Raw genomic sequence first — 21,008 nt, 5'->3', positions numbered from 1 at the left:
GGCGGACGGCGAGGGGCGGGCGGGGGGCGGACAGGTGCGCGGGCGCGACCGAACGACGGCGAGCCGACTGGACGAGGCGAAGGCGACCGGCGCGGCCGCCCGAGGGTCAACCAGGGCCTTCCCGGGGACGGCCGCGGCCAGCCTGGCCATTGCCGTCGCCCTGGCTGGCTGCGGCGGCGGCCATCCACCGCCGGCCGGGACGAAGCCGAGCGTCTCGGCCAGCACGACCCGACCCGTGGCGAAGCCGCGTCCGGCCGGCCTCGATCCGGCCCACCTTCCGGCGGGGTGGAGTCTGGTCGCGTGGCCGGCGCTCGGCACCGTGCCGGTCTTCGGCCAGTCGGCGCCGGCGCCGGACGCCGCCGGGACGGCCCCGCAGCCGCCGGCCATCGCGCCGATCGGCCGTGCCGCCGACCAGCCGACGAGCACGCTTGCCAACCCGAACGCCGAGGGCGCCCCGCTGGTACTGCTGGTCACTCGCTACCAGCCGGACTGGCTACAGGTATCGCTGCCGGTGCGCCCGAACGGGACGGCCGGCTGGATTCGGACCAAGGATGTCCGCCTGACGGCGACCCCGTTCGCGCTCACCGTCGACAAGGCACGCCACGAGCTCACCGTCTTCAAGGACGGCAAGCGTGCGGGCGTCTATCCGGTCGGCATCGGCACCGGTACGACGCCGACTCCGCTCGGGCATTTCTACCTGGCCGAGTTGCTGAAACCGGCGGACCCGGCCGGCGCTTACGGGCCTTATGCGTTCGGGCTGTCCGGCTTTTCTGACGTCATCACGGACTTCCACGGCGGCAATGGCATCATCGGCCTGCACGGCACGAACCAGCCCGACCGGGTCGGCACGGATGTCAGCATGGGATGTATTCGGCTGCGTAACGCCGACATCACCGCGCTGGCGGACCTGCTACCGGTAGGCACACCGGTCACCATCAGCTGACCGGTCGAACGAACGGATCCAGGAGACCGGGGCCGGTCCGTCCCTAAATATCCGCGTCATCCTGGCCAGGTGGACGAGTGGGATTTCGGACGGACCGCCCAGCGAGAGCGGTGAGTGTCAGGTGCTGGTCAGGATGAACGTGTAGAAGAGCGCGAGCGGCCAGAGGAGGCTCGCGACAATCGCGGTCAGCAGGCTCGCCAGGAAGTGACCGTCCCAGCGGTCCGGGTGCCAGTAGCCCTGGTTCACCGTGATGATCACGCCGACGACGAAGTAGATAAGCGCAGCGACGGTCGTCCTCTGGTAGGTACGCGTTTCGGCCACCGGTTCTCCTGTGAGAAAAACCCCGTGTTGGGTTCAGGCCGAAAATTACCCACAATCGACCGTCCTACACCCCCGATCCCGCATGAGTCTGGCATCCCCCGGTTCTTGCCTCGCGTCGTCCCCTCACCGGGGCCCGCGCCGCTCCGCCGCAGACCAGATAGCGCCCGGTCAGGGCACGACACCGGTACGACGGCAGACTGTCGCCGTGCCGACGGGGCCGGTTCGGCCCGGGGCAGGAACGAGTACGGTCGCGGCGTGCGAACGAAATGGGCGGCATTGGCCGCTATCTCTGTTTCGGTGGCGTTGTCCGTGGGAATGCTTACCGGCTGCAACCCGGTCGACTCCACCACCGTCGCCTCGACGACGTCGCCAGCCTCCACCGGCGGCACGACGGCCGACCCCTCCTGCGGTGGCCCCGCCACGACCGAGGCTGACGCGCTCAAGGTCATCACCGGGGCGGTCGGCTGCCCCGGCGGGGTGAACACGTTCTGGTCACAGCAGCTGGGCAGTGTCTGGACCACCCCGCGGTTCATCGTCTACCGCGACGGCGAGATCCCCGCCGACCAGTGCGGTGCGCAGGACAAGAACGCCGACGACTTCAAGGGCAACGCGTTCTACTGCCGGCTCGACGACACCGTCGCGTACAGCCAGGACTTCATGGCGCGCCTCTACAAGCAGGGCGGCCCGTCCTACCCGATGTTCGTGCTCATGCACGAGCTCGGCCACCGGGTGACCCGGCTGACCAACCGGGTCGGGGTCGTGTCCCGCTCGGAGGAGAACCAGGCCGACTGCCTCGCCGGCACGGAGGCGAAGTTCACCCACGACGCCAAGCGGCTGCCCGGCGTCGACGTGGCCAAGGGCTCGGTGCTCTTCTTCAGCCTGGGCGACAGCTGGTTCCACAAGGAGTCGCCGTCCGACCCGGACGCCCACGGCACGCCGGACCAGCGTGCGGCCGCCTTCATCACCGGGTACACGCACGACGTCAAGAAGTGCTTCGCGCTCGGCCAGTCCCAGACCGGCTCAGTCCCGCTGACCGGCCTGCTCGGCTGACCCACGCTCCGTCACCCGTTTCGTCGTACCTCCTTTTCGTCCGGCCGCGCGGGCCGGCGGCCTGGACGCCCAGCCACGCCGCCGGCCCGCGGCGTCTTCCGCGCCGCCTCAACTGTCAGGCCCGGGGTGTCGGCCTGCCTGACATCCCGGCCTGCCCCGCCAGGCAAGATGGGGTTGGCGACGCCGGCCGCGCGGGCCCGGCGGGAAGGGGACGGCATGCCGCTGCTGTGCGGGACCGAGCTCGAGCACCCCGTGATGAACGCGGCCGGGACCTGCAAGTCACTCGACGACGTCCGTGACCTCGCCCGGTCGGCGGCGGCGGCGATCGTCGTCGGCTCGATCACCGTCGCCGCGCGCACCGGCAACTCCGGCGCGACCTACCACGCCGGCGACGGCTTCTCGCTGAACGCCCTCGGCCTGCCCAACCGCGGGCTCGAGTACTACGTCGAGCAGCTCCCTGCGATGGCCCGGTCGGCCCACGACGCGGGCAAGCCGCTCATCCTGAGCGTGGCCGGCTTCGGCGTGGACGACTACGCGCGCGCCGCGGCCGCCACGGCCCCGACGGGCGTGGACCTGCTCGAGCTCAACCTCGCCTGCCCGAACGTCTGGGACGGTGGCACCCAGAAACGGATCGCCTGCTTCGACGAGGGCCAGACCGCGGCGATTCTCGCGGCGGTCGACGCGGTTTTGCGCGACGCCCCGACGCGCGTCCCGTACGGCGTGAAGATCTCGCCGTTCTCGGACCCGGAGGCACTCGCCGGGCTCGCCGGGGTGCTCGCCACAGCGGTCGCGGCCGGCGGTGGCCCGGGCTACGTCTGCGCGACCAACACCTTCCCGAACGGGCTCGCGTTCGACGACGCCGGCCGGCCGGTGATCGGGGTCGAGCTGGCCGGCCTCGCCGGGCCGGCGCTGCGCCCGGTCGCGCTCGGCCAGGTCCGCCAGCTGCGCCGGCTGCTGCCCGCGCCGGTGGAGATCGTCGGCGCCGGCGGGGTGACGACCGGCCGCGACGTCGCCGACTTCCTGCGGGCGGGTGCGACCGCCGTCCAGGTCGCGACGGCGTACTGGAACCACGACGGCGACCCGTCCGTCTTCGGCGCCATCGCCGCCGAGTGGGCCGAGACGCTGGCGGACGCCTGAGAGATCGGCGGCGGCCGCACCGCCGTTGACGTTGGTCCTGGCCGGGTCGGCTCCCGTCCGGCCTGCCGCGGGCCGTGGCGAAACGCCTGGCCGCGCGTACGGCGCCAGTTACGCGGCCGGCGGCGAAGGCGCGCCATACTACGGCGCGTGGAGCTGACAAAAGGCGCGAACACCGCGCTTGGGGATCGACCTGTCGAGATCACCGTGGGCTGGCGGACGGCCGGCGCCGCCGGATCACAGACGTCACTCGACGTCTGCGCGCTGCGGCTTGGGTCGAACGGCAAGGTCCGCGAGGACGCGGACCTGGTCTTCTTCAACGCGCCGAGCAGCCCGGACGGCACGGTCCGCCACATCGGGCGCGCACCCGACGGCCAGGCCGAGGTCGTCACGATCGACCCGGCCCGCCAGCCCGCGGATGTCCAGGCGATCGTCGTGACGGCGACGATCGACGTGGTCACCCCGCAGCTGACCTTCGGCGGCCTCGACGTGCGGGCCACGGTGAAGGACCTGTCCACCGGCCAGGAACTCGCCAGCTTCGCCCCGCCGCCGCTGGGGCCGGAGAAGGCGCTGGTCGTCGTCGAGCTCTACCGGCGCGGCGACGCCTGGAAGGTGCGGGCCGTCGGCCAGGGCTACGCCTCGGGCCTCGCCGGCCTCGCCACCGACTACGGCGTGGATGTCGGCGGCGACGAGGATGTCACGCCACCCGCCGTGGCGACGGCTCCCGCGCCCCGTCCCGTGGTCGGTCCGGCGCCTGGATTCACGGGCCGCGGGCCCGCCGAGGCACCCGCCCAGACGCGTCAGGCCCCGGCGCCCCCGGCGCCCGCCGCCGTACCCGCCCTGGCCAAGGCCTCCGACCTCCCGCCCACCGGCGACCCGAAGATCGACATGCGGAAGCGCCTGGACCTGCGCAAGCAGGCCGTGAAGGTGGTGCTGACCAAGCAGGGCCTGAGCGGCAAGCAGGCGCGGGTCGCGCTCGCCCTCGACGCGTCCGGGTCGATGCGCCCGCTGTACAAACGGGGCACGGTGGGCCGGGTCGTCGAGCGGATCGCGGCCGTCGCCGCGACCATGGACGACGACGGCACCCTGGACGTCTGGTCGTACGCGACCGAGGCCCTGGCGCTGCCGCCGCTGCGGGTCGACTACCTGGCCGACTGGATTCCGCTGTACGTGCGGCAGCGGAAGGCGACCACCGGCCAGGGCGGCGCGGAGGCGACGCTCGCTCGTGAGGAGGCCGCCCGGCGCGCCGGCTGGCCGATCCCGAACTGGGAGGGCATCGGCGGCCAGAACGAGGAGCAGAAGGTCATCGCGGCCATCATCGACCATTTCGGCCGGATGCCCGCCCCGCCGCCAGCCCTGGTGCTGGTGCTCACCGACGGCGGCCTGTATCGAGACCGGATGATCGCGGACCTGCTGCGGCAGGCGTCGAAGCTGCCGATCTTCTGGCAGTTCGTCGGTGTCGGCAAGGCGCAGTACGGGATTCTGGAGAAGCTCGACACGCTGTCCGGGCGGGTGGTCGACAACGCCGGCTTCTTCGCCGTGGACGACCTCGACGAGATCGACGACGCGGTGCTCTACCAGCGGCTGCTGTCGGAGTTCCCGGCCTGGCTGCGTGCGGCGCGCGCCGCCGGCATCCCGGTCTGACCCGCCTTCCGCCGGTCGTGGGCCGGCCTGGGCTCGCGACTCCCCCGGCCGCGGGGGCGGTTCATGAGGGACGCGGGCGCCGGTCTCACCAGGGTGAGGCCGCGCCCGCGTCCTCGGCGCGCCGGGGGCGGCGCACCATCAGCGCCGCACGCGACGGCGGCCGCCGACGGCACGGTAGACCAGCAGCAGCACGATCGCACCGATGATCGACCCGAGGATGCCGGACGGCTGCAGCGCGCCCTCGCCCAGGTCCTTGTGGAACAGGACGTAACCGAGGAAACCGCCGACGAACGAGCCGCCGATGCCGAGCAGCGCCGTCATCGGGATGCTCATCGGGTCCGGGCCCGGAACCAGCAGGCGGGCGACGGCGCCGGCGATCAGGCCGAGCACGATCCAGGAGATGATGACGAGTAGCACTGGAATGCCTCCCAGCTAGGGGAACAGGAGATCATCCGGTGTGTACCACCCGTCATTGCCCCCAAACCGTCCCACGAAGACGCGTACGGGACAGGCAGACGAACCATCGGGCGCCGTCCGGCCCGGAACACGCCTGCGCGTCGCTCAGACGGCGAAGCCGAACTGCCGGGCGATGCCGGCCAGACCGTCGGTCCTGCCCTGGCCGAGCGCCCGGAACCGCCAGCCACCGTCGGCCCGGTAGAGCTCGCCGAACAGCATGGAGGTCTCGGTGGCCGCGTCGGTCGAGAGGTTGTAACGGGCCAGCTCAAGCCCGTGGCCGCTGTCGGCGACCCGGATGAAGGCGTTGCGCACGTCGCCGAAGCTCTGGTGCCGGTAGTCGGCGTTGTGGATCGTCACCGCGAAGACGATCCGGACGACCGACGTCGACAGGCCGTCGAGGTGCACCTCGATCTGCTCGTCGTCGCCGCTGCCCTCGCCGGTCAGGCTGTCGCCCAGATGGACGATCTCGTTGCGGGGGCTGGCCAGGTTGTTGAAGAAGACGAAGTACGACGGTGAGATGATCAGATCGTCCGCGCCCAGCGCGAGTACGCTCGCGTCGAGGTCGAAGTCCTCCTCGGCGCCCCGGGGCGCCGGGTCCCAGCCGAGGCCGACAGTCACCCTGGTAAGGCCGCCATCCTTACTGAGCGCGACGCTGCGACCCTTCGTCACGTCGACGGTCACGACGTTGCCTCCTGTGGCCTCGGAGCAGGGAAACCGGTCTGACAAGCGAACCACACCCGGCTGGAATCCGGGACGGGACGAACAACTCCATCCGGAGCGGCGGCGGGTCCACTGCCCCGGATCCCGGTCGGATCGGCCAGGAGGTGACCCAGCATGGACGACGAGCTCCTGGCCTACCTCGACCCGGCCTTCCGGTATGCCTGGTCGCGGGGGCCGACCGAGGTCACCAGCCGCGCCGAGGCCCTGCGTGACGGGCTGAACTGTGTCGCGCTCGCACACCTGGTGATCGCGGACCTGTTCGGCCACCGGCTGCCCGCTTCGCTGCGGTCGCTGGAGATGTTCCGCGACCGCACGCATTTCGAGCCGGTCCCCGGCCAGGCCGAGCCCCGGGCCGGCGACCTCGTCTGGTTCGGGGCCGCCGACCCGCCGGTGCCGCCGGACGAGTTCGTGCCGCGTTTCCGGGACGGTGAGCTGCTCAACTTCCGCGATTTCGCGGTCAACCACGTGGCCATTCACACCGGCAGCCGAGCCGGCGGCGACCACCTGCTCCTGCACGCGAGCGTGACCGACGGGACCAACGCGCTGTGGCCGCTGCGGCGCTTCGGCGACCATCCGCGGTACGCCAGGACCTATGGCGTCCGCCGGCTCCGCGCGCCGCTTCGCCGCCCCGAGCGGTAGGAGTGTGCGCGCGGGATCAGCCGAAGCCGCTCAGGGGCGCAGCTGGCCCAGGGCCGGGTCACCGGCGGGAACGGGGGTGAGGAAGACGAGATCGGGCGGGCCGTCGAGACGGCCGTCCAACGCGCTGAACATCTTGCCGATCGCGGGACCGGCGCCATGCGCGGCCATCGCGGCGTCGTCGGCCCACTCTTCGACGAAGACGAACTTGCCGGGGGCCTCGTGCAACGAGTACAGCTTGCAGCCCGGTTCCTGGTGCATCTCGGGGATGAGGTCCACCAGGATCGCGCGGACCTCGTCGACCTGGTCCGGCTTCGGGGTCATGGTCGCGACGATGACGGGCATGGCTACTCCTCACCACAGTTGCGTGGAACCGCTGTCCAACAGGGGCGGATGGACCGGCGGGCGGACGTCGGGGCCGCTCGCGGCGCCCGTTTCTCAGATCCTTACGTGGGCAGCTAGCCGGCGCACGCCCTTTGGCCGCGTCGCCCGGCCCAGCCGCCCGCGCACCACGGTGAGGGCCGGGTCAGTTCACCTGGCGGGTCGTGTCTGACCAGTACCGGGCGCGTAGGGCCTTCTTGTCGGGCTTGCCCAGCGGGCTTACCGGGATGGAGTCGGCGTAGTCGACGGTCTTCGGCGCGTGGTGGGAACCCTTGCGGTCCCGGACCAGCGCGGTCAGCTCGCCGGTGAGCACGTCCTCGGGGGTGGTGACGCCGGGGCGGCGCACGACGACGGCCTTCACGGCCTCGCCCCACTTCTCGTCCGGCACGCCGATGACGGCCGCGGCGGCCACCGCCGGGTGAGTGGCGAGCACGTCCTCGACCTCACGCGGGAAGATGTTGAACCCGCCGGAGATCACCATGTCCTTCTTGCGGTCGACGATGTAGAGGAACCCCTCGGCGTCGCGCCGGGCGATGTCACCGGTGTGCAGCCAGCCGTGCCGGAACAGCTCGGCCGTCTGCTCGGGCAGCTTCCAGTAGCCGCCGCAGTTCAGCGGGCCTCGCACGCAGATCTCCCCCGGCTCGCCGTCGGGGACCTCGTTGCCGTCCTCGTCGAGCAGCGCGACCCGCACCCACGGCACCGGCCGGCCGCAGCTGGCCAGCCGCTCGGGCCGGGAGAGGTCGTGCTCCTCCTTGCGCAGCACGGTGATCGTCATCGGCGACTCGGACTGGCCGTAGTACTGGAAGAAGATCGGGCCGAACCGGCCGATCGCCTCGACGAGCCGGGCCGGCGCCATCGCGGCGGCACCGTAGTAGATCGTCTTCAGGCTGGAGACATCGGTGGTCGCGAGCTTCGGGTGGTCGAGCAGCACGTAGATCATCGTCGGTACCAGCATGGTCGAGTTGATCTTGTATTTCTCGATGGCCTCGATCACCAGGCCGGGGTCGAAGCCGGGCAGCACGACCAGGCAGCCGCCGCGCAGCAGCACCGGGATGAAGAAGGCGGCCCCCGCGTGGCTGAGCGGGGTGCACATCAGGAACCGCGGCTCGTCGGGCCACTGCCACTCGGTGAGCTGGATGTTCGTCATGGCGGCGGCGCCACGGTAGGTGCCCATGACGCCCTTGGGCTTGCCAGTCGTGCCACCGGTGTAGGTGAGGCCGCCGACGTCGTCGGGGCCGACATCCGGCGCCTTCAGCGGCTTCGGGCCGAACCTGGCGGCGAGCTCCAGCAGGTTGGGGCCGAGATCGGTCGACCCGAAGGTGACCACCTGGCGCAGGGTCGGCACCCGGCGGACGTACTCGGCCGCCCGCTCGGCGAACTTCTCGTCCACGACGAGCGTCTCGACCTCGGCGTCGGTGAGGACGTAGACGTGGTCGTCAAGCGAGCCGAGCGGGTGCAGCGAGGTTGAACGGCAGCCGGTGATCATGTTCGCGCCCATCGCGAACAGCACCTCGGGCCGGTTCGGCGACAGCATCGCGGTCCGGCTGCCGACCCGCAGGCCGACCGACGCGTATGCCTGCGCGTACCGGCTGATCTCGGCGGCGACCTCGGCGGCGGTGAGCGCGACGTCGCCGATGTAGACCGCTGGTCGGTCGGGGTTGCGCCCGAGCGCGGCGATCAGCAGATCCGGCAGGAAGGACGGGCGGTACAGGTCGCCGGCCTGCGGCGGCGCGAGCCGGTCGGGTACCGCGTCGGCGACCAGCTCCGGCATGTCCGCGAAGTTGACCGGCCGGCTCGCCGCCCCGGGTAACGCTCCCGCCGTCTCGCCGCTCACCACGCCACTCCCGTGCGGTCGTCCGCGGCCCGGGTCTGGGGGGCCGCGGTCATGTCGTGAACGGGTTGGCGAGCGTGACGACGTTGTTGTCGGAGCAGTTGAAGAAGCCCTGGTTGGGCGCCGTCGCGGTCTTGTCGTAGACGAAGCCGGTCGGCGTGACCTTCATCAGCAGGTAGCAGTGCGAGACCTCCTGCTCACCTGGCCTGAGGTCGATCTTCGGGTAGAGGCCGCCGGCGGTCCACGCGGTCTGCGTGCCCGCCTTCGCGAGGACGCAGTCGACGGTCAGGGTGTCGCCGCATGCCGTCGCCGACTTGGCCCACAGCACCCAGGAGCTCAGCGCGAGCGCGGTGAAGGCGGTTAGTTTCGCGTTCGGGACCGTCGCGTGGACGAGATCGACCGCCTCCTGGGTGACCGGGCTCTGCGCGGCCAGCTCGAACGGCAGATGGTCCATGACCAGCCACGTCGGCGGGAACTTCGTGCTCTTCGCGCCCGCGATGGTCTTTGGGTCGTAGAGCTGGTTCTCAATGATCATGTACTTGAGGTTCAGGCCGACGTCGTTCATCGCCGTGACCACCGGGGTCAGGTCCTGGACGCCGATCGCCTCGTAGCCCTGGACTCCCTTGCCCTTGAGCTCCTCGACGTACGGGCGCCAGTTCGTCACCAGCGCCGGCGGCTCCTGGTAGTCGGTCACCTTGTAGCCGAGCTGGGTGAGCGCCTCCTGCAGCCGCAGGCCCTGCGGGCGGATGTCCGCGAGCGAGCTGCCGCTGATGCCGATCGCGTTCATCGCGTCGGGGAACATCCGGGCCATCGCGAGGAACCCGGCGACCGGGTAGCGGTTCGCGGTGTTCGGCGCCGCCCGCAGCTGAAGCGGGGCGTTCAGCGACTGTGGCGACACGCCGTAGGCCGGGACCGCGCCGAGCTTGCAGTCGATCCTCGGCCGCACGCCGGGCGCGTCGAGGACGTTGCCGCCGCCGACCAGCATGAAGTCGGTCTGGCAGGCGTCGAGGGTGCGGGCCGCGACGTCGGTGAGCTTGGCGTCGTGCCTTTTGACCACGATCTTGCGCCCGTTGATGCCGCCAGCCTTGTTGCACCAGGCGGCGAAGGCGTCGGCGACGTCGAAGAACTCCTGCCCCAGGCCCGGGGTGACGGTGCTGCCCGGGTCGCCCATGGTGCCGATCGTGATCGACGACGCGGTCACGCCGCGGCCGGTCGCGGTGCGGGCGGAGCCCGGGCCGCAGATGCCCTTCTCGGTACCGAAGTCGCCTGCGCCGGCCGTGGCCGGCGCCGCGGCGGTGGGTGACCCGACGGCGTCGCCACCACCGGTCTCGGTCTCGTTCGTGGACCTGGTGCAGCCCACGACGACGAGCAGCAGCGCGCTGGCTGCCGCGAGCACCGGCAACCGGACCAGGCCGCGGCGGGCGCCGAGGCGCGGTCGCGGCCTCTCGAGACACGGGCGGGAGCTTCTGCGGGCCATCGGACCTCTCCGTGGGGTCGTCGTCCGTGGTCAGTCCTGCGGTCGGCACGGGACCGGTCGCGCGGCGGCCGGGACGTGCGCCGTCCGGTTGACAATCCGCCAGCCACAGCCGCGAGCGGCGCCGACGCGCGGGGCCGGCGGCGGTCACGACAGATGTCGTAGCGACGCGAGCGCGGCCACAGACTAGAACAGGTTGCATCTTTGGCGAAAGTGAATCTGGCGAAGTCCTGGCCGCTCGTCAGCACGCGGCGGGGCGCCAGGCCGGCCGTCCGCACGGCCGCCGCGGCGGCGCGGTGAAGAACCTGACGACCCGTCAGGTACCGGGCTACTGTCGGACCTGGAGCGGGAGGAGGCGACAATGCTCGATCTGGTCGTTCAGGGCGGGCAGCTCGTCGACGGGACCGGGGCGCCGGCGCGCGCCGCGGACGTGGGCGTGCGGGACGGCCGGATCGTGGCGGTCGGCGCTCCCGGCACCCTGCCGGCCGGCGACGCGGCACTGACCGTCGACGCCGCCGGCAAGGTCGTCTGCCCCGGCTTCATCGACGTGCACACCCACTACGACGCGCAGCTCTGGTGGGACCCCAGCGCCAGCCCCTCCAGCCAGCACGGCGTGACGACCGTGCTGGGCGGCAACTGCGGTTTCACGCTCGCCCCGCTGCGCCCGCGTGACGGGCGGCCCGGCCCCGACGAGGCCGACTACCTGCGCCGGATGATGGCCAGAGTCGAGGGGATGCCGTTGGAGGCGCTGGAGTCGGGCGTCGCCTGGGGCTGGGAGTCGTTCGCCGAGTACCTCGACGGGCTCGACGGGCGGATTGCCGTGAACGCGGGCTTCCTGCTCGGGCACTGCGCGCTGCGCCGCTACGTCATGGGCCCGGCGGCGATCGGCTCGGCGGCGGACGACGGCGCCGTCGCCGCGATGGCCGCGGGCCTGCACGCCGCGCTGGACGCCGGGGCGCTGGGCCTGTCCACCACCCTCTCCGGGACGCACAGCGACGGCGACGGCCAGCCGGTCGCGTCCCGCTGGGCCAGCCGGGACGAGCTGCTGGCGCTGGCGCGGGCGGTCGGTGAGCACGAGGGGACGTTCCTGGAGGGCATCGTCCCGGGCTGCCTGGACATGTTCAGCGACGACGAGATCGAGCTGCTCGGCGAGTTGTCCGCCGCGGCCGGCCGGCCGCTGAACTGGAACGTGCTCACGATCGGCTCGGCGGCGCCGCTGCGGGTGCCGCGCCAGCTGGAGGCGTCCCGGCGGGCCCGCGAGCTGGGCGGCCGGGTGATCGCGCTGACCATGCCGACGCTCGTCCCGATGAACATGAGCCTGGGTACCTTCTGCGCCCTGCACCTGATCCCCGGCTGGGGCGAGGTCATGCGGCTGCCGACCCCGGCGCGGGTCGACGCTCTGCGCGACCCGACGGTCCAGGCCCGGCTGCTGGCGGCGGCCCACGACCCGGCGGCCGGGGTGCTGCTGCGGCTGACGAGCTTCGGCCGCTACGTCATCGGGGACACCTACTCCCCCGCGAACGAGGGCTTGTCCGGCCGGGTCGTCGCGGACATCGCGGCCGAGCGTGGCCAGGACCCGTTCGCCACGCTGGTCGAGATCACCGCGGCCGACGACCTGCGTACCGTCCTGTGGCCGATGCCGACGGACGACAACCCCGAGTCCTGGGCCCTGCGCGCGCGGACCTGGGAGCACGAGGACGTGCTGCTCGGCGGCTCGGACGCGGGTGCCCACCTCGACCGGATGGCCGGCGCCCCCTACCCGACCCGGTTTCTCGGCGACTGCCTGCGCGGCCGCAGGCTCGTCGGGTTGGAGCGGGCCGTCGCGATGATGACCGGCGAGCCGGCCGCCGCGTTCGGCCTGCGCGGGCGCGGGATGGTCGCCACCGGCTACGCCGCCGACCTGGTGGTTTTCGATCCCGCGACCGTCGACAGCGAACCAGCCAGGTTGGTGCGCGACCTGCCGGCCGGGGCCGCCCGGCTGACCGCCGGGCCGGTGGGCATTGAGGCGGTCTTCGTCAACGGCACCCGCATCGTCACCGACGGCCGGGCGACCGGCGCCACCCCTGGCACGCTGCTGCGCTCCGGCCGGGACACCGGCACGGTCCCGACCAGGTAGCGCTTTCCCCTGCGCAGCCAGCGATCAAGGCGGTCTCACGCCCCATCGAGACGCCTTGATCACTCGTTGTGCAGGCAAAACGGCGTGTGACGCCCCGGTTTGTCCGCCTTTCCCCTGCGCAGTTCTCGATCAAGGTGTAGCCGCTTGCCGGATGATCGGCGTCCGCGCAGGCCAGTCGGCGCCTCGGCTTCAGACCTTGGGACGCATGCGCATGACGGGGGGCGGGGTGGGTGCGGGGCCCTGGATGAAGCTCAGGGACGGGGCCGCGGCCCAGCCGGTCGCGAGCCCGAGCAGCGCGAGGGTGCGGTCGCGGGCGGACACGCCCCACTGCGCGTCGTAGGTCGTCGCGCCGTCGCCGGGCACGGCCGCCTCGCCGAGACTGGCGAGCAGCTGCTGGAGCTCGGGGGTGAACGCCTTCGCCACTGTGCTCGGGTCCGCGTTGCGGCCGCCGACGAGGTTCTGCTGGAGCTGGCGCATGAGCAGGGTGTAGCGGGCGAACAGATGCTCGTCCCAGTCGAACGTGGTGAGGAGACTCTCGCCGGCGGCCGCGCCGCTGGCGGCCAGGGCGTTGATCTGGTCCGGCGTCATCGTCAGCTGGATGCCGCCGGTGCCCTCGGGCAGGCGGATCGAGCGGATGCGGTCGGAGAAGCCGGGCAGTTCGGCGAGCAGGGTGTCCCGCCAGTTCAGCGTCGTGTCGAGGATCTGGCCGAGGAACCCGAAGAAGCTGCCGATCTGGGCCACTCTGCGCAGCTTCTCGGTGCGCAGCGCCGCCGGCGGCGCGACCGTCGCCGTCGCGACGGGGTCGCCGGGCTCGCGGACCGGCTCACGCTTGCCCGCGGCCCGGGGCGTGGGGACCAGGTCGAGGCCGAAGGTGGGCCGGGTCGGCAGCCAGGTGTCGAAGAAGTGCATCGGGAAGTTGCTGGAGATCCCGCCGTCGGAGAACCAGTGCCGGACCGGGCCGGTGCGGCCCACGCCCTGGGCCCACAACGGCACTGCGCAGATCAGGGCCGGGAAGCTCAGGCTCATCCGGGTGCCGACGATGACCGGCAGGTCCAGCCCGGGGAACGTCCGCAGGTCGGTCGGCCCGAGAACGCCCTCCGGTGTCGGCACCGGCGTGCTGACCTGCTCCAGGTGCGCCAGCACGTCGCCCGGGAAGAGCCGGGCGAACTCACCGGGTGAGTAAAGGAACTGCCCCTCGGCGAACGGCAGGCTCAGCGGCTGCGCGGCGCTGAGGTCCGTCGTCATCATCTCCAGCGCGATCTTCTCGTCGGCCCGCCGGCCGCCGGCGAGGTCGCGAAACGTCAGCGGCGCGCCGTCGACACGGCCGGCGCAGCGCTGGATCTGACCGTGCAGCCACGGTGTCAGCGCGGGCTGCTCGCCGCGCCCGGCCGGCATGCCGGAACAGGCGCCGAAGAAGTCGCCGGGCAGGCGGCGGACGGTCCGCAGGGCGCGCACCAGGACCGCCGCGAGCAGGCCGAGCAGCGACGTGACGAGCAGGACCACCGCGACCACCAGCCAGCCGTACCAGCGCTGCCCGGCCAGGCTGCCGCCGAAGCCGTAGAGGACGCCGACCATCGCGCCGAACGAGATCCCGCCGGCGATCAGCACCTGCGCGGCGAAGTACCGGGCGGCCCAGCCGCCCAGCACCCGCAGCCGCGCCGGCCAGGACGAGCCGGCCCGCTGCAGGCCGAACAGCAGGCCGAACGCCCACCCGGCCGCCCGGCTGGGCTGGAACAGACCGACGAGCAGGCCTGGCGCGGCGACCTGCTCGGCCGCCTCGGTCAGCGGGCCGAACCCGCCGGGGCTGGTCGGCTCGCGCCGCCGGGCGTAGTCGCCGAACTGGGCGGCGGCGGTGAGCGCGGCCCCGATCGCGCCGGCGGACGCGCCGCCGATGGAACGGAAGTCGTAGCGCTCGTGCAGCTCGGCGACGGCGGCGGGATAGACGATGCCGCTGGTGATGCCGCCCTGCATGATCAGGTCACACTGTTCGCGCGGTCCGGACGGCGGCTGGGCGGGCATGGCGGCCTCCACGACCGCCGGGGACTGGGGGCTGGGTCGAGAACCGACGATCAGCTACCAAAGGTAACGGACCGCGCCGCGTGCCGGCCGTCTCCAGCCGGCCGCTAGGGCGCTTCCCGCGGATCCTGGTCGCGGCCGAAGATCCACGGGAAGCGCCCTAGGCGTCCAGAGTGAGGACGCCGCGAGCGAGGTCGCCGTGTTCGAGGTCCTCGACCGCGCGGTGGAAGTCGGCGAGCGGGTAGGTGCGGGTGACCAGCTCGTCGAGCAGCAGCCGGCCGCCGCGGTACAGGTCGACGTAGCGGCGGATGTCGCGCTGGGGCTGGGCCGAGCCGTACCGGCAGCCGAGGATCGACTTGTCCAGGAACATGCCCGCGACGTTGAACGACGCCTCCGTCGCCGCCGCCGGCACCCCGAGCAGGACCGCCGAGCCGGACCAGGCGAGCGCGTCGATGGCGGCCCGGATGAGGGCCGGGTGGCCGACGCACTCGAAGACGTAGTCGTAGCCGGTCGGCTCGGTGTCCTGGATGGCCTCCTTGATGACCGTGGTGGCGTCGGCGCCGGTCGGATTGACGAAGTCCGTGGCCCCGAACGCGCGGGCGAGAGGCTCCTTCGCCGGGTTCACGTCGACGGCGACGATCCGGGCCGCCCCGGCGATCCGGGCTCCCTGCAGCACGTTGAGCCCGACACCACCGACACCGAGCACCGCGACGGTCGAGCCAGGGTGGACCTTCGCCCGCTGCAGGACCGCGCCGACGCCGGTGACCACGCCGCAGCCGACGAGAGCCGCCGACGTCAGCGCGACGTCCTTCGGGATCGGCACACACTGGTTGGCCTTCACCACGATCTCCTCGGCGAAGCAGGAGAGGTTCGCGAAGTTGTACGCCGGCTCGCCCCGCCAGGTGAACGGCTGCGGCCGGGCGCCGAACGTCGAGCGGCACATCGTCGGGCGGCCCGCGTCGCAGTGCTGGCAGGCGCCGCAGTTGCCCAGCGTGGAGAGCACCACGTGGTCGCCGGGCCGGACGTGGCCGACGGCGTCGCCGGCCGCGGCGACGACACCCGCGCCCTCGTGGCCCAGCACGACCGGGGTCGGGAACGGGATCGTCCCGTTGATCACCGACACGTCGCTGTGACACAAGCCCGCGGCCACGATGCGCACCAGCGCCTCGCCCGGCCCCGGGCCACGGACGGTCAGGTCGTCGACCAGCTCGGCCTTCTGGCCGTCGAACACAACACCGCGCATGATCTCCCCTTGGTCTCTCGGGCGGCTGTCGGGTGGTGGCGCTCAGCCGGGCCAGACGATGCTCTGCAGCTCGCTGTACGCCTGCAGCGCGAAGACGCCGCAGTCGCGGCCCACTCCGCTGTGCTTGAAGCCGCCGAACGGCGTCTCGTGGTTGCGGGCGACGGTGTTGATCCCGACGTTGCCGCTGCGCAGCCGCGTCGCGACGCGGTAGGCGCGCGCGGTGTCCCCGGAGAAGACGTAGTCGTACAGGCCGAACGGGGTCCCGTTCGCGATCTGGACCGCCTCGTCCTCGTCGCCGAAGGCGAGCACGACGACAACCGGCCCGAAGAACTCCTCCTGCGCGACGGTCATGTCCGGCGTCACGCCGGTCAGCAGCGTCGGCGCCGCGTAGAAGCCGCGGTCCAGCTCGGGACGCGTACCGCCGACGGCGACGGTCGCACCGGCCCCGGCGCCCTCGGCGACCAGGGCCTCGACCCGGTCGCGCTGGCTGGCCGAGATGAGCGGGCCGACGACCGTCGAGGCCAGCATCGGATCGCCGACCGGGCAGAAGTTCGCGTAGCCGACGAGCTTCTCGACCAGCTGGTCGTGCACCGAGCGGTGCACCAGTGCGCGGGTCGGGGCGGTGCAGATCTGGCCGGAGTGGAAGGCCCAGGTGCTGCCGATGCCGGCCGCGGCCCGGTCGAGGTCGGCGTCCTCGAACACGATCGCGGCACCCTTGCCGCCGAGCTCCATGAGCTGGCGCTTCATGTCCTGGCCCGCCGCCGCGCCGATCCTGCGGCCGACGGCGGTGCTGCCGGTGAAGCTGATCATGTCGACGTCGGGCGAGGCCACCAGCGCGGCGCCGGTGTCCACGGCGGACCCGGTGACGACGTTGACCACCCCGGCCGGCACCCCGGCCTCGTGGACGATCTCGGCGAACCGCAGCACCTGCAGCGGATCCTGCGGAGCCGGTTTGATCACGACGGTATTCCCCATCGCGAGTGCCGGCGCGACCTTGCCGGCCATGTTCACCAGCGGGAAATTGTACGGGGTGATGCAGGCGACCACGCCGACCGGCGCGCGGCGGGCGACCGCGCCGACAAGCCCGCCCGGGGCCAGCGGGGTCGCATCGATCGCCTGCGGCGGCAGCGCCACCAGCGACGGCTCCAGCGCATGCCGCGCGTACCGGCTGAACCGCTCGACGGCCACCGGCACCTGCATCGTCGACGCGACCCGCATGGTCGCGCCGGTCTCGGCCTGCACCAGCGGGACCAGGTCGTCGTTGTACTTCGTCAGGAGGTCGGCGACCCGGCCGAGCACCTCCGACCGGCGCGCCGGGCTCGCGGTCGCCCAGCCCTCGAACGCCGCCCTCGCCGCCGCCGCGGCCTGCTCGGCCTGCGCCGCGCTCGCCTCCGGCGCCACGCCGACGACCTCCTCGGTGGCCGGGTTGACTACGTCGTAGTGGCCGCCGGCCGGTTCCACCCACTCGCCGGCCAGGTAGATCCGGCTGCTCGGGACGCCCATGGCGTGTGCCCCCTCGTCCGCTGAAGTGGCCGCGGGCGGCGCGCCCGTCGCCGGGCCGCCCGACCGAGGGCCGTGGTTCCTCGCGTTCCCCCGGGTCCGTGTCCTCGGGCTCTTCAGCCGTCCGGCGTGAAGGACCGACGAGGATGACGGTTTCTGACGGAGCATCAGGCCCCTTGCGTGGCGGCCTGTCGCGGCTAGAGTGTAGAACAGGTTCTACCTCGAAGCCGACAACGAGCTTTCCCCTCACACCGTCAGCGGTCGAGGTGGCCCTCAGCCCGAGGGGCGGGAGAGAGGGCTCGTCACCCGGGCAGCTCCGGCGCAGGCCGGCGCAGGCCGGCGCAGGCGCCGGCGGCCAGGCGCACGCCGGGCGCCTGGCCCCGCGGGCCAGGGCGCGCGTGCCCGCCGCCGCCGGCGCACCACCAACCACCAGACAGCAGGCGAAGGGTGGCCTCGTTCATGGAGTTCGGGATCTTCAACTCGCTCTACCTGCCCAAGCGGCTGTCAGACCGCGACCCGATCGGCGCGGAACACAGCCGGCTGATGGACGAGGTCGCCTGGACCCAGGCCGCGGACCGCGCCGGATTCAAGTACACCTGGGCGACGGAGCACCATTTCCTCGAGGAGTACTCACACCTGTCGGCGAACGAGGTCTTCCTCGCCTACGTCGCCGGAACCACCAGCAATATCCACATCGGCAGCGGCATCTTCAACATCACCCCGCCGGTGAACCACCCGGCCCGGATCGCCGAACGAGCCGCGATGCTCGACCATCTTTCCGGCGGCCGGTTCGAGCTGGGCATGGGAAGGGGCTCCTCGAGCACGGAGCAGAAGGGCTTCGGCATCGAGGATCCGGCGCTCACCAAGCTTATGTTCGACGAGGTCGTCGCCGAGCTGCCGAAGATGTGGAAGGACGAGCCGTACACACATGACGGCCAGTTCTTCACCATGCCCGAACGCAACGTCCTGCCGAAGCCGTACACCCGGCCCCACCCGCCGCTGTGGGTCGCCGCCGGAAACCCGGGAACTTTCGAGAAAGCCGCCAAGATGGGCCTGGGCGTGCTGTGCTTCGCCAACAGCTCGCCTGACGAGCTGGCGCCGCTCATCGAGACCTACAAGAAGAACATCGAGAAGGCCGAACCCATCGGCGGTTACATCAACAACAACGTCATGGTGACCAGCCAGATGCTCTGCCTGGCGGACGGCGACCGGGCCCGGCAGATCGCCACCGACATCACCATGAGCTACCAGCACAGCCTGGTCTTCCGGTACCTGGACACGTTCCCGAAGCCGAACTGGGTGCCCGACTGGCCCGCGACCCTGCCGGAGCCGACCGCCGAGATCCTCCAGCTCGGCGTCCGGGCCGGCACGATCTGCATCGGCGACCCGGACGAGGTCGAGCGCGCGGTCCAGACGTACGTCAACATCGGCGCCGACCAGCTCGCCTTCGGCATGCTCTCGACCACGATGCCGATCGACATCGCCGTCGAGGCAGTGGACATGTTCGGGCGCCACGTCCTGCCGAAGTTCGACAAGGACCCGGTCCACAGCACCACCCGCCAGCGCGAGGCCCAGCTCGCCGCGAAGGCCTGAACCGCCCAAGCCGCCGTCCGGACTTCCGGCCCGGACCGGGCCCGAGAAACGCACGAAGCCCCGCGCCATGATGGCGCGGGGCCCGTTTCCTTCGTTGTTCTCGGGTGTCCGGCCGGCCGGACACCGGCTCAGATCTTGTGGCCCCAGCAGCCCTTCGAGGCGTACCACGGGCTGGTGCCGGACGTGGCGTACAGCTTGTAGGCCTTGGCCCACTGCTCGGACACCGAGGCGTTCTGCGGCAGACCACGGCCGCCGAGCGAGTGCCAGGTCGAGGGCAGGAACTGGAACAGCCCACCGGCACCGATCGAGTTCACCGCACGCGGGTTTCCCCCGGACTCACACGGCACCACGGCCGAGAGGAAATGCGCCGCCGACGGACGGGCCGAGGCGGAGGCGGGCTGGGTGGCGACCAGACCGGTCCCGACCACCGCCGCGGCCAACGCCGGGGTGGCGATCATCGCACGGGCACGGGTGGAGAGGCCACGAAGCAAGATTGAAATCCTTTCCCACGCCTCCGAAGACAGGCAGAAATCCGCGCGCACTCCAACCCGGCGAAAACCCGGTCCGGAATCCGTACCTCGGAAAGGGCATCGACACTACGATGCCAGGCGCCACCTCGGTGACGCGCCCACCCCCGGTCCCTGCCAAACAGGTCCGAAGAAAAACGCCGTAACGCGGGGGCAAAGAAAAGGCGTCCCGCCCGGCGTGTGCCCCACCGTCCAGCGCGGCACGAGAACCACCATGACAGCCCACGAGCGGCCGTGGCAAACGACCGGAACTGGGTGACGCGAGTCACACGTCAAGGAGTGGGGCTGGCGCGGCCGGACATATGCCGACACGTTCTTCGGCAGTGCCGACGCACCGTCACTGGGCGCTCTCTCGGCCCGCCGGCCGCGCCGGTGGGTGACCAGGCCACTCACATCGGACGCGCCCCGTCGACCCGTCCGGCGCGCTGCGTCAACGCGGGTGACGACACTCACGGCGAGCCAATGCGTCCGCTTTGTCGGCAGCTGGACGGCGGACGACGCCGGTCGCCGGGGTTCCGCGATGGCCGACCGGCCGGTTCCCGCGCCACCGGGCCCGGACCAGTACGTCGTGTTTCGGCTACCTGACGAGGGCCTGCTGACCGGCGAGGACGACGGCGACGGTGTCGCCGAGGGAGGCGCGGACGCCGTCGAGGGTCATCCGGTCCCCAAGCCAGTAGCGCAGGTCGCTGAGGAAGACCTTGCCGATGATGTTGGTTATCAGCCTGTCCCGCTCGTCGACGACGTGGTCGGACCCGAACGCGGCGACCCCGATCAGACCGATCATCGCCTCGTCGACGTCGTCGATCTCGGTGCCGATGGTCGCTGACGCCAGCGTCATCGCCTGGATGAGGGCCTCGGCGACCAGCCGGTCCCGGCTGAGCTCGTCGACCAGGCGGTTCATCATCGCCAGCACCCTGGTCGCCGGGTCGTCGGAGCCGGACGGCTGGTCGAGCACCGCGTCGCGAAGGCCGGCCAGGTGACGGGCCAGCGCCGAGGCGAGCAGGTGCACCTTTGACGGGAAGTACCGGTACAGGGTGCCCAGCGCGACCCCGGCCTGTTCGGCCACCTCGCGCATCTGCACCTCGTCGTAGCCACCGCGGCTGGCCAGGGCGAGCGCCGCGGAAAGCATGCGTTCCCGGCGCGCCTGCTGGGAGGGAGTCGCCGTCGTCGCGGGCACGCCCTTCGCCGGCGGCGTGGCCGCCGCGGCCACCGCCTCGCTCACCGGGGCCTCCTCACTGGCGCTCGGCGCAACCGCCGACCCCAAAAAATTAGATCCTGTTCTACTCTAGGCCACCCGGCCCACTCCGCAGCCGCGCGCCGTGTCGCGCCGGGCCGGCGGGCCCCCGCCCGCCGTCCGCCGGTCCGGTGCCTTGGAGCACGTTCCGCCGCCCGGTCCAGCTTCGCAGAGTGACGGGCATACTGG

Annotated in this window: 18 protein-coding genes; 7 read left to right on the top strand and 11 right to left on the bottom strand. The window is 72.0% G+C overall.

The window, feature by feature from the left end; genetic code table 11:
- Positions 1 to 34: 34 nt before the first annotated feature.
- Entirely contained in the window at positions 35 to 943 is a 909-nt protein-coding gene (locus FRADC12_RS22195) for a L,D-transpeptidase (protein WP_045878087.1), read from the top strand.
- Positions 944 to 1,060: 117 nt separating this feature from the next.
- Here FRADC12_RS22195 and FRADC12_RS22190 read toward each other — a convergent pair whose 3' ends face one another.
- Complete coding sequence (locus FRADC12_RS22190; RefSeq protein ID WP_045878086.1) at positions 1,061 to 1,264, bottom strand: hypothetical protein; 204 nt, start codon at positions 1,262 to 1,264, stop codon at positions 1,061 to 1,063.
- Between FRADC12_RS22190 and FRADC12_RS22185 the strand changes: the two genes are divergently transcribed.
- The 3 genes from FRADC12_RS22185 (at position 1,169) to FRADC12_RS22175 (ending at position 5,092) form a co-directional block, all read left to right on the top strand.
- Positions 1,169 to 2,314 (top strand): neutral zinc metallopeptidase, encoded by a 1,146-nt coding sequence (locus FRADC12_RS22185; RefSeq protein WP_349305895.1) that lies wholly within the window; start codon positions 1,169 to 1,171, stop codon positions 2,312 to 2,314. The two genes, FRADC12_RS22190 and FRADC12_RS22185, sit on opposite strands and share 96 nt — an antisense overlap.
- A gap of 216 nt (positions 2,315 to 2,530) precedes the next feature.
- On the top strand, positions 2,531 to 3,451 hold the full coding sequence (locus FRADC12_RS22180) for a beta/alpha barrel domain-containing protein (protein ID WP_045878084.1): 921 nt from the start codon (positions 2,531 to 2,533) through the stop codon (positions 3,449 to 3,451).
- A 147-nt stretch (positions 3,452 to 3,598) separates the two neighbouring features.
- Positions 3,599 to 5,092: a VWA domain-containing protein gene (locus FRADC12_RS22175; RefSeq protein WP_052711088.1), complete on the top strand. Its 1,494-nt coding sequence runs from the start codon at positions 3,599 to 3,601 to the stop codon at positions 5,090 to 5,092.
- 138 nt (positions 5,093 to 5,230) lie between these two features.
- Here the strand turns inward: FRADC12_RS22175 and FRADC12_RS22170 are convergent, their stop codons facing one another.
- Complete coding sequence (locus FRADC12_RS22170) at positions 5,231 to 5,509, bottom strand: GlsB/YeaQ/YmgE family stress response membrane protein (RefSeq protein ID WP_045878083.1); 279 nt, start codon at positions 5,507 to 5,509, stop codon at positions 5,231 to 5,233.
- Between the two features lie 144 nt (positions 5,510 to 5,653).
- Positions 5,654 to 6,229 carry a TerD family protein gene (locus FRADC12_RS22165; protein WP_045878082.1) on the bottom strand — a complete coding sequence of 192 codons (576 nt, stop codon included), beginning with the start codon at positions 6,227 to 6,229 and terminating at the stop codon, positions 5,654 to 5,656.
- Positions 6,230 to 6,382: 153 nt separating this feature from the next.
- On the opposite strand from FRADC12_RS22165, the gene FRADC12_RS22160 reads away from it, so the two are divergent.
- On the top strand, positions 6,383 to 6,907 hold the full coding sequence (locus FRADC12_RS22160) for a hypothetical protein (RefSeq protein WP_045878081.1): 525 nt from the start codon (positions 6,383 to 6,385) through the stop codon (positions 6,905 to 6,907).
- Positions 6,908 to 6,937: 30 nt separating this feature from the next.
- On the opposite strand, the gene FRADC12_RS22155 is transcribed toward FRADC12_RS22160, so the two are convergent.
- The 3 genes from FRADC12_RS22155 to FRADC12_RS22145 form a co-directional block, all read right to left on the bottom strand.
- A complete protein-coding gene (locus tag FRADC12_RS22155) occupies positions 6,938 to 7,249 on the bottom strand; it encodes a putative quinol monooxygenase (RefSeq protein ID WP_045878080.1) in 312 nt (103 codons plus the stop codon).
- A gap of 181 nt (positions 7,250 to 7,430) precedes the next feature.
- A complete protein-coding gene (locus FRADC12_RS22150; RefSeq protein WP_045880031.1) occupies positions 7,431 to 9,056 on the bottom strand; it encodes an AMP-binding protein in 1,626 nt (541 codons plus the stop codon).
- Between the two features lie 112 nt (positions 9,057 to 9,168).
- On the bottom strand, positions 9,169 to 10,512 hold the full coding sequence (locus FRADC12_RS22145) for an ABC transporter substrate-binding protein (protein WP_232303963.1): 1,344 nt from the start codon (positions 10,510 to 10,512) through the stop codon (positions 9,169 to 9,171).
- 439 nt (positions 10,513 to 10,951) lie between these two features.
- Between FRADC12_RS22145 and FRADC12_RS22140 the strand changes: the two genes are divergently transcribed.
- Complete coding sequence (locus FRADC12_RS22140) at positions 10,952 to 12,706, top strand: N-acyl-D-amino-acid deacylase family protein (RefSeq protein ID WP_045878078.1); 1,755 nt, start codon at positions 10,952 to 10,954, stop codon at positions 12,704 to 12,706.
- Positions 12,707 to 12,895: 189 nt separating this feature from the next.
- Here the strand turns inward: FRADC12_RS22140 and FRADC12_RS22135 are convergent, their stop codons facing one another.
- The 3 genes from FRADC12_RS22135 to FRADC12_RS22125 all read right to left on the bottom strand — a co-directional run bounded on the left by FRADC12_RS22135 (position 12,896) and on the right by FRADC12_RS22125 (position 17,468).
- Positions 12,896 to 14,725: a patatin-like phospholipase domain-containing protein gene (locus tag FRADC12_RS22135; protein WP_045880030.1), complete on the bottom strand. Its 1,830-nt coding sequence runs from the start codon at positions 14,723 to 14,725 to the stop codon at positions 12,896 to 12,898.
- Between the two features lie 157 nt (positions 14,726 to 14,882).
- Positions 14,883 to 15,965 (bottom strand): alcohol dehydrogenase catalytic domain-containing protein, encoded by a 1,083-nt coding sequence (locus FRADC12_RS22130; protein WP_045878077.1) that lies wholly within the window; start codon positions 15,963 to 15,965, stop codon positions 14,883 to 14,885.
- A 42-nt stretch (positions 15,966 to 16,007) separates the two neighbouring features.
- Positions 16,008 to 17,468 carry an aldehyde dehydrogenase family protein gene (locus FRADC12_RS22125; RefSeq protein WP_045878076.1) on the bottom strand — a complete coding sequence of 487 codons (1,461 nt, stop codon included), beginning with the start codon at positions 17,466 to 17,468 and terminating at the stop codon, positions 16,008 to 16,010.
- Positions 17,469 to 17,924: 456 nt separating this feature from the next.
- Here FRADC12_RS22125 and FRADC12_RS22120 point away from each other — a divergent pair, with 456 nt between their 5' ends.
- Positions 17,925 to 19,058 carry an LLM class flavin-dependent oxidoreductase gene (locus FRADC12_RS22120; RefSeq protein ID WP_045878075.1) on the top strand — a complete coding sequence of 378 codons (1,134 nt, stop codon included), beginning with the start codon at positions 17,925 to 17,927 and terminating at the stop codon, positions 19,056 to 19,058.
- A gap of 128 nt (positions 19,059 to 19,186) precedes the next feature.
- On the opposite strand, the gene FRADC12_RS22115 is transcribed toward FRADC12_RS22120, so the two are convergent.
- Complete coding sequence (locus FRADC12_RS22115; protein ID WP_045878074.1) at positions 19,187 to 19,516, bottom strand: transglycosylase family protein; 330 nt, start codon at positions 19,514 to 19,516, stop codon at positions 19,187 to 19,189.
- A gap of 646 nt (positions 19,517 to 20,162) precedes the next feature.
- On the bottom strand, positions 20,163 to 20,807 hold the full coding sequence (locus FRADC12_RS22110; RefSeq protein WP_052711087.1) for a TetR family transcriptional regulator: 645 nt from the start codon (positions 20,805 to 20,807) through the stop codon (positions 20,163 to 20,165).
- Positions 20,808 to 21,008: the final 201 nt, after the last annotated feature.

This window comes from Pseudofrankia sp. DC12, assembly GCF_000966285.1.
Taxonomy (GTDB): Bacteria; Actinomycetota; Actinomycetes; order Frankiales; family Frankiaceae; genus Pseudofrankia.
Note: the sequence above shows the minus strand (reverse complement) of the source record. Positions and strands in the feature narration are given on the sequence as shown.